At 33.1% G+C, this 14741-nt stretch carries 10 protein-coding genes; 9 read left to right on the top strand and 1 reads right to left on the bottom strand.

All coding sequences use genetic code 11. The features are described from left to right. The first annotated feature begins 103 nt into the window (after positions 1 to 103). Positions 104 to 3625 (top strand): nitrate reductase, encoded by a 3522-nt coding sequence (locus tag Q4Q34_RS18810; RefSeq protein ID WP_303317963.1) that lies wholly within the window; start codon positions 104 to 106, stop codon positions 3623 to 3625. Further along, on the top strand, positions 3622 to 5055 hold the full coding sequence (locus Q4Q34_RS18805; RefSeq protein WP_408611493.1) for a rubredoxin: 1434 nt from the start codon (positions 3622 to 3624) through the stop codon (positions 5053 to 5055). Before Q4Q34_RS18810 ends, Q4Q34_RS18805 begins: the two co-directional genes overlap by 4 nt. Before the next feature lie 27 nt (positions 5056 to 5082). Here Q4Q34_RS18805 and Q4Q34_RS18800 read toward each other — a convergent pair whose 3' ends face one another. Beyond that, positions 5083 to 5541 carry an RNA methyltransferase gene (locus Q4Q34_RS18800; RefSeq protein ID WP_303317962.1) on the bottom strand — a complete coding sequence of 153 codons (459 nt, stop codon included), beginning with the start codon at positions 5539 to 5541 and terminating at the stop codon, positions 5083 to 5085. A gap of 325 nt (positions 5542 to 5866) precedes the next feature. On the opposite strand from Q4Q34_RS18800, the gene Q4Q34_RS18795 reads away from it, so the two are divergent. The 7 genes from Q4Q34_RS18795 to Q4Q34_RS18765 all read left to right on the top strand — a co-directional run bounded on the left by Q4Q34_RS18795 (position 5867) and on the right by Q4Q34_RS18765 (position 14677). After that, positions 5867 to 6589, top strand: a complete 723-nt coding sequence (locus Q4Q34_RS18795; RefSeq protein ID WP_303317961.1) for a hypothetical protein — start codon at positions 5867 to 5869, stop codon at positions 6587 to 6589. 344 nt (positions 6590 to 6933) lie between these two features. Further along, entirely contained in the window at positions 6934 to 7350 is a 417-nt protein-coding gene (locus Q4Q34_RS18790; protein ID WP_303317960.1) for a response regulator, read from the top strand. Between the two features lie 132 nt (positions 7351 to 7482). Next, on the top strand, positions 7483 to 8022 hold the full coding sequence (locus Q4Q34_RS18785; RefSeq protein WP_303317959.1) for a heme NO-binding domain-containing protein: 540 nt from the start codon (positions 7483 to 7485) through the stop codon (positions 8020 to 8022). After that, entirely contained in the window at positions 8022 to 9998 is a 1977-nt protein-coding gene (locus tag Q4Q34_RS18780) for a PAS domain-containing sensor histidine kinase (RefSeq protein ID WP_303317958.1), read from the top strand. The genes Q4Q34_RS18785 and Q4Q34_RS18780 overlap by 1 nt, the downstream gene beginning before the upstream one ends. Continuing rightward, positions 9998 to 10318 (top strand): Hpt domain-containing protein, encoded by a 321-nt coding sequence (locus Q4Q34_RS18775; protein ID WP_303317957.1) that lies wholly within the window; start codon positions 9998 to 10000, stop codon positions 10316 to 10318. Before Q4Q34_RS18780 ends, Q4Q34_RS18775 begins: the two co-directional genes overlap by 1 nt. Before the next feature lie 9 nt (positions 10319 to 10327). Next, positions 10328 to 11041 (top strand): LytR/AlgR family response regulator transcription factor, encoded by a 714-nt coding sequence (locus Q4Q34_RS18770; RefSeq protein ID WP_303317956.1) that lies wholly within the window; start codon positions 10328 to 10330, stop codon positions 11039 to 11041. A 1056-nt stretch (positions 11042 to 12097) separates the two neighbouring features. Beyond that, positions 12098 to 14677 (top strand): DUF6923 family protein, encoded by a 2580-nt coding sequence (locus tag Q4Q34_RS18765; RefSeq protein WP_303317955.1) that lies wholly within the window; start codon positions 12098 to 12100, stop codon positions 14675 to 14677. The last annotated feature ends 64 nt before the right edge of the window (positions 14678 to 14741 follow it).

Below are 14741 nucleotides of genomic sequence, written 5' to 3'. Positions count from 1 at the left end.
TTTATGAATATCAGTATCAATTTTTATGGTATTCAGAATAATTAAAACACAAGTTGCATCGCGTTATTTTATTTTTTTAATTAGTATTAAAATGTTACGGTAAATGGTTACGAATCAAGTGAAAACTACCTGCTCTTATTGTGGTGTCGGATGTGGTATTATAGTAAAAAAAGACATTAATAATAAGGTATTTGTCGAAGGAGATAAGGATCATCCGGTTAATAAAGGTATGCTTTGTTCAAAAGGTATGAATTTACACTATGTGGTAAATGATACATCGGATAGGATTTTATACCCTGAAATGAGATGGAGTAGGTCACACCCACGCGAGCGAGTAAGTTGGGATGATGCATTAGATAGAGCCAGTAGCGTTTTTAAATCGATTATAAAAAAATACGGACCCGACAGCGTTGGGTTTTATGTATCAGGGCAAAGTCTTACCGAAGAATATTATATTGCCAATAAATTAACAAAAGGGTTTTTAGGAACCAATAATATAGATACCAACTCACGTTTATGTATGAGTTCTGCTGTGGTTGGTTATAAAAAAACATTTGGAGAAGATAGCGTTCCTATTTCTTATGAAGATATAGAATTAGCAGATTGTTTTTTGATTACAGGAGCAAATCCAGCGTGGTGTCATCCTATTCTTTTTAGACGAATTGAAAAGCGTAAAGAAGAAAATCCAGACGTTCAGATTATTGTTATTGACCCTCGTAAAACAGACTCCGCTAATTTTGCAGATTTACATCTTCAATTAATTCCAGGAACCGATGTTATTCTTTACAATGCTATAGGTAGACGTTTATTTGAACGTGGTTTAATTGATGAAAAGTTTATTAAGAATCATACCGAAGGATTGGCGCCTTACAAGGACTTAATCTTTTCAACATCCGTAAAACAAGCATCAAAACTTTGTGGTGTACCAGAAAAAGATATTAAAAAAGCAGCAGATATTATAGGGCTTTCTAAAGGTTTTATAAGCATGTGGGCCATGGGGCTTAATCAAAGTGTTGTGGGAACCGATAAGAATGTATCACTATTAAACTTATCATTAATAACGGGGCAGATAGGTAAACCTGGTTCTGGACCATTTTCACTTACTGGACAACCCAATGCTATGGGCGGACGTGAAGTAGGAGGTATGGCTAATTTATTAGCAGTTCATAAAGATTTGATGAACGAAGAGCACAGACGAGAAGTGGCTCAGTTTTGGGGCGTTGATAAAATATCTGATAAGCCTGGTTACACAGCTACCGAGATGTTTGAAGCGTTGGAAAGTGGTAAACTAAAAGCTGTTTGGATTGCTTGTACCAATCCTTTGGTAAGTTTGCCCAACATCCACCAAATTGAGAGGGCCATGAAAAAAGCTAAGTTTGTGGTTGTTCAGGATATTTCACATAAATCTGATACTGTAGACTATGCCGATTTAGTATTACCCGCTGCAGGATGGTTAGAAAAAGAGGGAACGATGACGAATTCCGAAAGACGTATCTCGTATTTACCAAAAGAAATAGATCCCCCCGGAGAAGCAAGACCAGATGTCGAAATTTTTTGTGATTTTGCGCAGCGGATGGGGTTTAGAGGTTTTAATTATAGTAATACTAGCGAAATTTACGATGAGTATGCATCAATGACCAAAGGAACAAATATTGATGTATCGTTTTTAAACTACGATAGATTAAAAAACGAAGGCACTTTTCAGTGGCCAGTCCCAGAGTATAGACATCAAGGTACACCTAGACTTTTTGAAAATAAAAAGTTCTATACGCCTTCACAAAAGGCTCAATTTAATTTACCGAGTACTATTAAAAATACGTCGGTTCAACCTAGTGAGGACTTTCCATTAATTTTAACTACTGGGCGTGTTAGGGATCAATGGCACACGATGACCAAAACTGGGAAAGTGTCCAGGTTAAAAACACATTACCCAACTCCCGTTTTAGAAATTAATCCGGTTGATGCCTATTTATGCAAATTAAAAGATGGGGGTATTGCAGAAATTAAAAGTGAAAATGGAGTGGTTAGAGTACGTGCTAAAATAACCGATACCATTAAAAAAGGTGTTGTGTTTTTACCAATGCATTGGGGAAAACAGCTTCAAAGTGATTTAAATAGAACAAATAATTTAACAAATACACATATAGATCCCGTATCGAAAGAACCAGATTTTAAGTTTACTTGTGTTTCAGTTTCAAAATATAAAAAACCGGTTGAAAAAATTATCATTGTAGGCGCTGGTGCTGCGGCGTTCAGATTTGTACAAAATTATCGTGAATCTAATGAAGTCGATGAAATTCATGTATTTTCAAAAGAGCCTAACTTATTTTATAACAGAGTGTTATTGCCTGAGTATGTAACTGAAGAATTAACATGGGAACAACTCCTTAAAATAAAAAAAATAGAGTTAAATAAACTGAATATTCAGGTACATCCAGAAACTTATATTACAAACATAGATAAAGAAAATAAGGTTGTAACAGACAGTCATAACGAGAAACATACGTTTGATAAATTGATTTTAGCAACGGGTAGTCGTGCCTTTATTCCGAAAGATGTTCAAATAGATTTACCTGGGCGTTTTACAATGCGAAACAAAATTGATGCAGATAAGTTTAAAGGGTATTTAGACGCTACAAATTTACCCCCAGAAGAACAACATGTTGTTATTGTGGGAGGTGGATTGCTAGGTTTGGAGTTAGCAGCGGCGATGAAACATAAGAATGTGAAAATTACTATCGTTCAGCGTGCTTCTCGTTTAATGGAACGACAATTAGACAAGGTATCCAGTAAGCTATTGGCATTAGATGTTCAGGAACGTGGCATTCAGATTTATTTTGATAATGAAGTAAGCACCGTGTTTGATGATGAAGATACAGGCGAATTAAATATTACCTTAAAAAGTGGAAAACTCATTACAGCCAATGCCATAGTTTATGCTATAGGTACAATTCCTAACGTTGAAATAGCCAGAGAAAATGGTATAGATTGTAGTAGAGGCGTAAAAGTGAATCAGCATTTACAGTCCTCACATCCCGACATATTTGCTATAGGAGAAATCGCAGAGTTTAACAATCAGTTATTCGGAATTACATCGGCAGCAGAAGAACAAGCTGCTATATTGGCAAATTTCATTGCGGGAGACATTAGCTGTTCTTATAATGGTTCAGTATTAATGAATATTCTAAAGTTTAACGATTTAAACCTTTGTAGTATTGGAGACATTATTGTTCCTGATAATGATGATAGTTACGAAGAAATCATATTCACCGATATTAAAAAACGCTATTACAAAAAGTGTATTGTTAAAGATGATTTACTTGTCGGAGCAGTTTTAATGGGCGATAAAAATGAATTTGCCGAGTTTAAAACCATGATTGAAAGTAAAATTGAAATGGCCGATAAACGAAATACACTACTTCGTGGTTCGTCAAATGATACACCCGTATTAGGAAAACTAGTATGTTCCTGCAGTCAAGTTGGAGCAGGTAATATTGAAGAAGCCATAGCAAAAGGATGTACTAATTTTACGGAATTATGTAATAAAACTGGTGCAGGTCTAGGCTGTGGAAGTTGCAAAACCGAAGTTAGAGAGATCCTTCATAACTCAAAAGTATTAGCATGATGAAAGAGCCGTATAGATTAAGAATTAATGGAGGGGTCGTATCTCCTGGCGAACTAAAATATATTTGTGAAGCTGCAGAAGGTTTGGGGTTGGATGCTATTTCTTTCGGTTCTCGTCAGGATATTATTTTTCCTGAAGAAATAGATGAAAGTAAGTTTGATAAATTTGATAAAATTCAATTTATCAAACCAAAAAGAGATGGTATAGAGAATATTGTATCCTCTTATGTGTCGGCAGATATATTACCAAGCACCTCATGGCTTACTAGTGACAGGTATTTGTATGTTATAGAGCAGTTCAAGCATAAATTGAGTTTAAGAGTCAATGTCATCGATCCGAAGCAACGTTTAGTGCCGTTATATACAGGAAACATAAACTTTATAGCGTCAGAGCATGAAGACTATTGGTATTTGTATGTAAGGCTTCCAGGTTGGGGGAAAACACAAATGTATCCTGCACTCATCTACAGTTGGGATATGGATAAGATCGAACTAGCCATTGAAACTATTTTACAAGAAGAACCAGAAACTATTGAAACACTTTTTGAATTAGTAAGCGATGCAGTCGATACTAATAATAGAACCGTAGATAAACCTTTAGAAGTCCCTTTCTATCCATTTCCATATTATGAAGGGATGAATCGAATTGGTACAGACAGTTATTGGCTGGGATTATATTGGAGGAATAACAGATATGATTTAGCTTTTTTAAAAGCCATGTGCGACTTATGTTCTGAAAATAAGATTGGTAAAATTTCAATTACACCTTGGAAATCTTTTATTGTTAAAGGAATTCCATCAAAGTCCAAACTACAATGGGAAAAGCTTTTAGGTAAATTTGGTATCAATGTACGCCATTCAATGTTAGAGATGAATTGGCACGTCCCAGTCAATAATAAAGACGCTTTAAGTTTAAAAAAATACCTCGTTACTAATTTTGATCAAAACGATATTAGTACATACGGATTAACATTTGGCATTACAAGCCATGAGAGTGATACTTATAATTTCACGTCTATTGTTATCGAGAAAAATAAGCAACCAGAGGCTATTGGAGATTTTAAAATTAGAGATACTTACAATTTGTTATACGCGAAGAAATTCGATCCGAATACACACGAATACATCATGCATGTTCAAGATGTCGATAAGGTAGAATTACCAGGGCTTTTAATGGAATTAAGTCAGTTGTATTTTGAACAACTAGGAACAGAGCAAGAAGAAGAGAAAACGGTTGAAATTGCTTCAGAGACATTTGAAGAAGAAGTATATCAATGCAAAGATTGTTTAACTGTTTATAATGAGGCTTATGGAGATATGACTCAAAATATAGCTAAAAAAACAAGCTTTGACAGTTTACCAGATACATATGAGTGTTCCCTTTGTGAAGCACCAAAGAGTCATTTTGAAAAGAAAGTGCTAGTAAAGTAAGAGTCAGGGTTTAGAAATAGAAAAACTTTATATTCTGGGTTTATCCATACCTCGGTCGTACATCACAATACTTCCAGCTACAGATACATTCAAACTCAATTGCGATTTAAATTTAACCAGGAAATGACTTTTTTCAATAGCTTGATTAGATAACCCATGATCTTCTGCACCTAGTAAATAAACACAACGTCTAGGATGGTGAAAGGTTTCCAAATCTTCGGCTTTATCAGTTAATTCTACGCCAACTATTCGGGCACCCTTTGGTAAGTTATTAAAAAAATCATCAAAATTTTCATAATGAAAATAGGGCATAGATTTCACGGCATTGTGCGTATCACAAGCTTGTTTAGCGTATCTATTACCGATGGTAAAAATAAAACTTGCTCCAAGATTTTGAGCCGATCTCCAAAGCACACCAAGGTTTTCGGGTGTTTTTCCGTTTTGGATGCCTATACCAAAGAATTCGTTTTCGAAGTTATTTATCATAATTTCAAAAGTAAGTATTCTCAAGTGTTACCAAAAATTTACTAACCCAAATTATAGCAACTAATTTTATATAATTAACAGCTATAACAAATATGCTAACAACACATAAGCTATTTTTCATGAGTCTTCTTTAATGCTGCTGGCTAGAGTCCTTCCTAACCATTTTTATCTTCAGTTATAATTATTATTTGTGTTGATTTATAGTTTTCGTAAGTAAGAATTTTTTGTAGGTTTATTTTTATAAAAAATACATTTCATCGAATAAATTTGATTTTAATAGGTGTTGTTTGTTATATTCGTAGTACTAACCTACATAAGAATAGTTATGAAACAGTTTTACTTTGTGATAAAACGACCATACTTTTTATCATTTTTATTTATTCAATTTTCTTTAATATTTGTGTATTCTCAATCAGTTACTGTGAGTGATAATACCCCAGGTGAAAGTCCAACTTATACCTTTACCTATGTCACAGCAGAAGCCATTGGAGCAGGAAGTAATACATCAAATATATTCTATATGACACTACCAAATGGATTTCCATCAATTACCAACATTATAGATTATCCAACGTTATTGGATTCTAACATTATATTAAAGGTAAATGGAAATGAAAAGGCTATTGATGAGACTACCTTTGGACCTATAGGAGGATCCTGGTCTAATGGAATTCAAATGTCCACTTTAGCTGGATCTCCAGGATTAACAATACCAGCAGGATCTACCATTGAAATTATAGTTACAGGTATCATTATAAACCCTTCAGTAGGAGATTATACAATTACTTGGAGAACGGCTTCGTCAAATGGAACGGCAACAGAATGGTATTCAGCTGCTGTGAAGCCTGATGTTTTACCTGCAATGTATGCTGAATCGGGTTCAAAAGTTAAAAGCACTAACTTATATGGGAAACGTATTTTAGAAAAAGAAATTGATAATAATGATGTTTCTCAATTAGTTTTGTCAGATTTTAAAATTGCTACTTATATATTGCAAGTAGAGGGAAGTCAGAATAGTATAGCTTATAAAAAATTAGTTAGAAAATAGTGAAAAAGAAGAGTTCTAAAACTTAAACCTAAAAGCTAAAATATCAATTTATTTTAGCTTTTTTTATTGAACTCATCTTGACTTTTTGTTTTTAACCGAAAATGAGATAAAATTTGTTCAGATGAGGCCTTTTTTGCAAGGCATAGCAGTGCTAAGCATAAAAAAAGTTCATTGTGAAATATTGTTGTGAATTTTTAGGTAACAATAATTTAAGCTGCTTCATATATAAAAACCATTCGTCGACACTTAATTTCCATTGAACGACACTTAAATTCAATTTAACGAAGTCTACTATAGAGTTTATCACTTTGCTTTATTTTTACTACCGAATTAAATTTTTTACGATGAAAAATAATTTAAAAGTTCTACTTATAGAAGACGACATGATTGAAATTATGAAGCTAAATAGGGTTATTTCATCTCTAGGCCTTAAGCATAATATCGTAGAAGCTCATAATGGGGAAGAAGCTTTAAAAATTTTAGAAAAAAAATACGAATTACCTCACATAATTTTATTAGATTTAAACATGCCAAAAATTAATGGTTTGGAGTTTTTGTCCATTTTAAAAAAAGATGAAAAGTTAAGACATATTCCTGCCATAATATTAACAACTTCAAATAACCAAAAAGATTTGTTAGAATGTTATAAATTAGGCATAGCTGGTTACGTTTTAAAACCTTTAAAATATGAGGATTATGTTACTAAAATAGAAAACTTACTGGCGTATTGGAGTATTAATGAATTAATAGAAATTAAGTAAAACTATATAGCAACAAATTTCAAGGATACTTGTCATAAAAAAGGAATGTTCAAAATTTTAGAGGAGAACATTACAGATTTATGGACTCTCAATTTTTAACTAACTAATTGTCTTAATTATAAAATTTAATATATGAAAGGTATTGTATTTACAGAGTTTTTAGATCTTGTTGAGGAAAAATTTGGATTAGAAATGGTCGATACCATTATATCCCAATCTGAGTTAGAGTCCGAAGGTATTTATACAGCAGTAGGAACTTATAAATTCTCAGAAATGCTTCAATTACTTCAGCATTTAAGTGCCCATACAAATATAGAAATAGACGATTTGTTGTTAGTTTATGCAGAACATTTTTTTGATGTTTTAAAGCAAAGCTATCCAGGGCTTTTAGCCACTTATAAAGATCCCATAAATATGTTGGCATCTATTGAAAATCATATTCATGTAGAAGTCAGAAAAATTTATCCAGATGCAGAATTGCCTACTTTCGAAGTTGTTGAAAAAACAGATAATTCACTTGTCATGGTATATAAATCAAGCAGAGCGATGCACCATTTTGGGTTGGGATTAATGAATAAAACATTCGAGCACTTTGATGCTACTGCTACCATAGAGTTAGAAAAAATAAAAGAAGACGGAACAGAGGTTAAGTTTTTAATTAATAAAAATTAATGAGTCAAGATCAAATTGACATGTTAAAACGTGCACTCGCACGCGAAAAAGCAGCCAGAAAACAGGCAGAAAAAATCCTTGAAGATAAAGCAGCCGAATTATACGAGGCCAAACAAAAATTAGAAAAATCTTATTCGGAGCTAGAAGCATTACTGGATAAAACAGATTCTCAGTTGCAAGGTGTTTTTGAGAATATCGTTGATGCCTATGTTATTATAGATCTTCAAGGGTATATTCTAAAAATGAATGATGCTGCCGTAGATATGTTGGGGTTTGATGATGCTAAGGAAAATTTCAACCTTATAAAAATGGCAGCACCAGCAGAGACTAAACGTGTTACAGATTCATTTAAGTCTTTATTAAAAAATGGTGCCATTACAGATTTTTTTCTAAATATTATTACCAGAAAAAAAGAATCCAAATTGGTTCATATTAATGCTAGTGTTATTTACGATAAAGGTATTCCTGTAGCAGCACAAGGCATTGTTAGAGACATAACCATAGCCAAACAAAATGAGGAACAATTAATTGAATCTGAAAATAGATTATCAACGCTCATTCTCAATTTAGATAGTGGTGTTTTACTTGAAGATGAAAACAGGAAAATAGTGCTCACTAACAAGAAGTTTTGTGAGTTGTTTGGTATTCCTATATCTCCAGAATTAATGGTAGGGCAGGATTGTTCAAATGCAGCAGAGCATAGCAAAACCCTGTTTGTAGATGCAGAAAAATTCATATCAAAAATCAATGAAACCCTAAAAAACAAAAAGACTGTTTTAGGAGATGAACTTAAAATGCTAGATGGGAAAATTTTGGAGCGCGATTATATCCCTATTTTTAAAAACAATGTATATAAAGGGCATTTATGGAGTTATAGGGATGTTACTTTAAAACGAAATTATCACCAAAGCTTAGAAGCTCAAAGACAAAAATATAGCAATATTATTGCCAACATGAACTTAGGTTTGGTTGAAGCTGATAATGATGGTAAAATACTAATGATTAACCAGAGTTTTTCTGAAATGTCAGGGTATTTAGAAAAAGAACTCATAGGAAGAACGGGTAAGGAACTATTCTTAACTGAAGAAAACGCTGAAGTTATAGAAACTAAAGACGTAAAGCGCGATAAAGGAGAGTCACACTCGTATGAAATAAAGGTTAAAAATAAATCAAAAGAAGATAGGCATTGGTTAATAAGTGGTGCTCCCAACTATAATTTAAATGGGGAATTGGTAGGGTCTATAGGTGTTCATTTAGATATCACTGAGATAAAAAAATTGGAACTCCAGAAAGAAAAATTGTTAGTAAAGCTGGAAAAAAGTAATGATGAGTTACAAGAATATGCGCACATAGTGTCTCATGATTTAAAGTCACCATTACGTAGTATAGATGCTTTAGTGAATTGGATAAAAGAAGATAACAAAGGTAAGTTGGATGCTGTGAGTATTCAGAATTTCGAACTTATAGAAACAACATTAGAAAAGATGGAACAGCTTATTTCTGATATTTTGCTGTATTCCAGTATTAGTTCTGAGGCTTCCGAAAAAGAACCCGTAGATTTAAATGACGTAGTTAATGAACTAAAAACAATACTGTTTGTGCCAGAACACATTTCTATAAATGTACTTAACAAATTACCTATAGTAAAAGGCGATAAAACAAAGCTTAAGCAGCTATTTCAAAACTTAATAAGCAATGGCGTCAAGTTTAATGATAAAGAAGAAGGTATTATTGAAATAGATGTATTAGAACAAAAATCGTTTTATCAATTTTCAATAAAAGATAATGGAGTCGGTATTGAAAAGGAATATCATCATAAGATTTTTAAAATATTTCACTCTCTTAATACAAGTAAAGAATCAACAGGTATAGGGCTCTCTATAGTCAAAAAAATAGTTGACTTATATAAAGGCGAAATCTGGATTGATTCTGAAGTAGGAAATGGTACGACGTTTTATTTTACACTTAAAAAGTAATGAGGGAACTGCCTAATTTGTCATACATAGATACGCTTTCAGGCGGGGATGAGGCTTTTAAAGCCAAGTTGATAACTATTATTAAAAATGAGTTTCCGAGCGAAAAAGATATTTACATAAAGAATATTGAGGCTAAAAACTTTAAAGAATCAGCAGAAAATGTACACAAAATTAAACATAAAATTAGTATTTTAGGACTTGAAAAAAGTTATAAGATAGCTGACGATTTTGAAAATAATTTAAAAGAAGGCAGTATGGTAGGTAAACAAGATTTCGATACCATTTTAAAACTTATTACAGACTTTTTAAAGACACTATAATCACTTTTTATGAATTGTATTATTATTGATGACGAAGCTACTGCTAGAGCTATTATCTCTCAGCTTTGTATAAATATCCCAAGATTAAATATTCTCGAAGAATTTCCCAATGCGATTCAAGCCATTAAATATCTAAATCAAAATCATGTAGATCTTATCTTTTTAGATATACATATGCCAGATTTTACAGGATTTGATTTTATTCAAACGTTAAAAAATCCACCTAAAATAATTCTAACAACTTCAGACACTAACTTTGCAATCGAAGCTTTTGAATACGATTGTATTGTAGATTACTTGGTAAAACCCATAGCTTTGCCACGTTTTGAAAAAGCGATTCAAAAAGCAGAAGCAACCAATTCGGAACCTGTAAAAAGTAGAGAGTCAGTAGATGCTGTAGAAACAGCTTCAGGTAATGATTTATATATAAATATAGACAGACGTTTAATAAAACTAGATATTCCTAGTATCTATCTCATAGAGGCAAAAGGCGATTATATCAACGTGAAAACGGAAGATAAAAATTACACGGTGCATTCTACTTTAAAAAAGATTGAAGAGAAGTTGCCAGATTCACTATTCCTCAAAGTACACCGTTCGTACATCATTAATATTAAAAAAATCATAGACATTGAAGATAATAGCGTACTGATTAAAAAAGATGTGATTCCAGTAAGTCGTTCTAATAGACCAGAACTGATGAAGCGTTTAAATTTATTGTAAACTTTAAAATCATTCGTAGTCATTTCTGTAAAGCGTGAAGCATGAACGACAAGAAATTGCATCGAGTAATTAAGATATCATAATCAAGTGTTATGTGATGTCTCACTAAGGTTCGACATGACAACAAATATAAATTTAACTTCGAGGTCTTTTCAACAGAGTGAAATATGAGCCTTTCGACTTTGTTCCTTTAGACGGTATTAATACTCAATTATAATGTGATGTCTCAATCGTATCTCATTTCGATATGACTTCAAGGTGTAATTTCACATTCTGAGTCATTTCGACGACAGGAGAAACCCCATAATCTTAACAAAATAAAATTCATAATTATTAACGTCAAGTTCGACGTAAATAAACACTCAAAAGAACCATGTTAATTGTTTTAAATACAGGTGTTTGTCATGTCGATAGGGCGAAGTATGAGCTTTTCGACTTCAAGATAAATTTTCGAGACATCTCATCACGATGAGATTCCCTGCCTTCCAGCAGCTATGGTGTACCCACAAATATTGACTAGACAGGCATATAAATAATATTAAAGAAAAGCTGCATCGTGATGATATGTTGATAGTATCTACCAGATAGTAGCCCCAATACCTTCAGAAGAGAGGCACATAAAAACCCCTTTTGAACACGTTCCTTCTTAAATAGAGGGTTATAAAAAAGAGTCTAAGGTACTCGTTAAGAAATGACCATTAGGCAAGCCCCGACCCTTCGTAAGAATAAAGGACAAAAGCTTCGAATCCCAGGAGCATAGCGTTGGATGGTGTATTGGCGCGACGTCGAAGTTTTGTGCTTGGTTCTTCTCGAGCGTAAGCTAAGAGAAGAAATTCCTATCGAAGGGGCGTCTTTTCTTTTGTTACTTTTCTTTGGACGCGCAAAGAAAAGTAAATAATGAATCTTTTTTTATGATGCGATCAGCTATCCCAATTACTCATCAAACAGTCTAAACCCCGCATAACAACCATTCGTCTACACTTAATTTTCATCCACCGAAAATTAAAATTTAAACACTTATAGTCATATAGCTTTGTAGTATTAAATACAACTATCATGAAAAAAATATTACTACTACTTGTGCTTATTTACACGAATGTATATACACAAGACATTCCGTTTAATTGTGATTATAATGCTTACTTATTTCAATATAATGATGTATATGCTATAGACTTGGCTTCTGGTAGTTCATATGCAGTGGCAACCGATGTAACAGAAGGAACTATTAACGCAGCCGCATACAATCCTGCAGATGGATTTATATGGGGGTCATTAAGCTATCCTTCAAAATCTATTGTTAGAATAGGTAAAGATTTTTCGACGCTTACTTTTTATGTAGATGAATTGCCAACAAACGGCAGATATGTTGGAGATGTTAGTGCTGAAGGCATTTATTATTTAAAAGCAGGAGGGACACCATATTATGTTATAGATTTAAATCCTGAATCTGATAACTACGGAAGTTATATAGCAACTAAGAATTTATCAAAAAGCATAAGCATTCACGACTGGGCATTTAATGCCGTGGATGGTAAATTATATACCGTAGAAAAGAAAACGAATATATTATATCGTATAAATGCTGAAAGCGGCACCGTGGAAAATTTAGGCGAAGTCCCAATCTTATCTGGTTTAAATTACACGTATGGTGCCGTTTATTTTGATGCCTCTGGTCGTTTTTATGTATCAGCGAATCAAACAGGAACTATTTATGTGATACAAAATGTGCAAGACTTAGATGGTACGAATACTATGAATTCTAATCTGTTTGCTTTTGGACCTTCAAGTTCTCAAAATGATGGAGCACGTTGTCCAACAGCTCCAGTACCTCAAGAAGATTGTACCAATGGTATTGATGATGACGGTGACGGTTTAATAGATTGTGAAGATCCTTCATGTTCTGGTTATGCAGCTTGTCCTGTAATGGAAGCACCAACGTCTAGTGGTAATTCTGGAGGATTGGAAAGTAACAACAGATTATCTGAACAGATTAATAAGCGAAACTTCGATAGAGTTAAGAACAATTATAAGTTTGATAAAGCGTCAGCGAAGCGATTTACAAAATCGGCAAAGTATGGTAAAAAAACAGCTAAAAAAGGATTGCAATTATCAGATTTTGTGCCGTTGGAAATTTTAAATGAAGACCATGTTATAGAATCGTCGCCTACAGATTTGTTAAACATCACAAATGCTACCGATATATATTCAGTAGATTATATGAAGGCAGATGAAGCAGTAGCATCGATACTTGTCCTTAAAACCGATAAAGGGGTTTATGAACACACGAAATACATTTGCGATAGATTGTTAGGCGCTGAGTTAATTTCGGTATCAACTATAGAGATTCAAGAACAAAAATTTATAAAAGCATTGATTAGAAATATTGATGGTTCTTTGGAATTTGTATTGAGTTTATCAGCAAAACCTATAAATGAAGGTCGCGATTTTGGAATTGAAAGCCATTGGAATTTGGATAAATACGAAGACAATGTACCATTTTATAATTTCCAAATCTGGTCTAATTCTCTAGATGATCTATTACGCCTTGGTGAAGAAGTGGTAAGGTTATTAGGCGTTCAAAAACCAGTAACGAGTTATAATAACTCAACATCACCAACAGTGTTTGTTAGAAAAGGAAAATATCACCATGGAAGGTTAGAACTACAAATTGTAAATACGAATAGAAGTGAAGCTGTTAAATTTGATGGTGGTTTAAGAGCTACCGAAACAAATACGTTAGAATACGTATCGTCAACCTTAGATTTAGATGGAAACTACATTACAAACATAGAAGTAGATGCAGGTAATCTTTTTGATATAGGTTTTAGAATAGGAGATGGCATACAAACACCAGATGATTTATTTATGTCCGATGGTCCTTGGGGATACGATAATGCCGCACCAAGTACCGTAGTAAATACATATCATGTTGAACCTAATGAAGAGGAATTTAATGATGATGAATATCCTATAGAACGTAATATAGAATTGGTAGCTAACACTAGTGAATATATTGCTGTATATAGAGCTTTAACGCCAAAGTTTAATCCTATCGATTTATCAGCTTATAATAGCTTTCAGTTTAAAGCTAAAGGTACAGGAACATTGATCGTAAGATTGGTTAAGGAAGGTATTAGTAACTGGGAGAAGCAATATAAAGCAAGAATACCATTAACTAATAGCTTACAAGATTATAGTATACCTTTTTCTGACTTTAAATCTATTAATGGTAATAATTTCGAAACTAATGATATCACGTCTATAGTATTTACCATGTTAGCAGAAACTGGTGAAGTAGAAACTAAAGAAATGACTTTACAGCAATTACATTTTTCGACTAGTAATACGCTTTCGGTAGAAGCATTTACTAACGATGAACTAAGCAAAACGTTTGCGTCTCCAAACCCTATGGTGTCTAGTACAACGATACATTTTACAAGTCAGGATTCAGGAAAAGTTGAGCTGCTAGTTTATAATCAATTAGGAAGTTTGGTGAAAAAGATGATGCATGAAGCTGTTAGAGGTGAAAATAAAGTGAAACTAGAAAGAACAGGTTTAGGTTCGGGGGTGTATTTCTGTAATATAAAAAGCAAAGCAACAACTTATAAAACAATAAAATTACTTATAGAATAATTAATAGCTACTCTAGTTTTATTTTTTTGAAAAGGCAAAAGGCGTAAGTTTTTTGTCTTTTTTA

It is taken from the genome of Flavivirga abyssicola (genome assembly GCF_030540775.2).
Taxonomy (GTDB): Bacteria; Bacteroidota; Bacteroidia; order Flavobacteriales; family Flavobacteriaceae; genus Flavivirga; species Flavivirga abyssicola.
Note: the sequence above shows the minus strand (reverse complement) of the source record. Positions and strands in the feature narration are given on the sequence as shown.

Coding starts and splice junctions, on each gene's coding strand:
- Q4Q34_RS18810 (WP_303317963.1), top strand. CDS start 104: ATGGTTACGAATCAAGTGAAAACTACCTGCTCTTATTGTGGTGTCGGA.
- Q4Q34_RS18785 (WP_303317959.1), top strand. CDS start 7,483: ATGAAAGGTATTGTATTTACAGAGTTTTTAGATCTTGTTGAGGAAAAA.
- Q4Q34_RS18790 (WP_303317960.1), top strand. CDS start 6,934: ATGAAAAATAATTTAAAAGTTCTACTTATAGAAGACGACATGATTGAA.
- Q4Q34_RS18765 (WP_303317955.1), top strand. CDS start 12,098: ATGAAAAAAATATTACTACTACTTGTGCTTATTTACACGAATGTATAT.
- Q4Q34_RS18780 (WP_303317958.1), top strand. CDS start 8,022: ATGAGTCAAGATCAAATTGACATGTTAAAACGTGCACTCGCACGCGAA.
- Q4Q34_RS18770 (WP_303317956.1), top strand. CDS start 10,328: ATGAATTGTATTATTATTGATGACGAAGCTACTGCTAGAGCTATTATC.
- Q4Q34_RS18775 (WP_303317957.1), top strand. CDS start 9,998: ATGAGGGAACTGCCTAATTTGTCATACATAGATACGCTTTCAGGCGGG.
- Q4Q34_RS18800 (WP_303317962.1), bottom strand. CDS start 5,541: ATGATAAATAACTTCGAAAACGAATTCTTTGGTATAGGCATCCAAAAC.
- Q4Q34_RS18795 (WP_303317961.1), top strand. CDS start 5,867: ATGAAACAGTTTTACTTTGTGATAAAACGACCATACTTTTTATCATTT.
- Q4Q34_RS18805 (WP_408611493.1), top strand. CDS start 3,622: ATGATGAAAGAGCCGTATAGATTAAGAATTAATGGAGGGGTCGTATCT.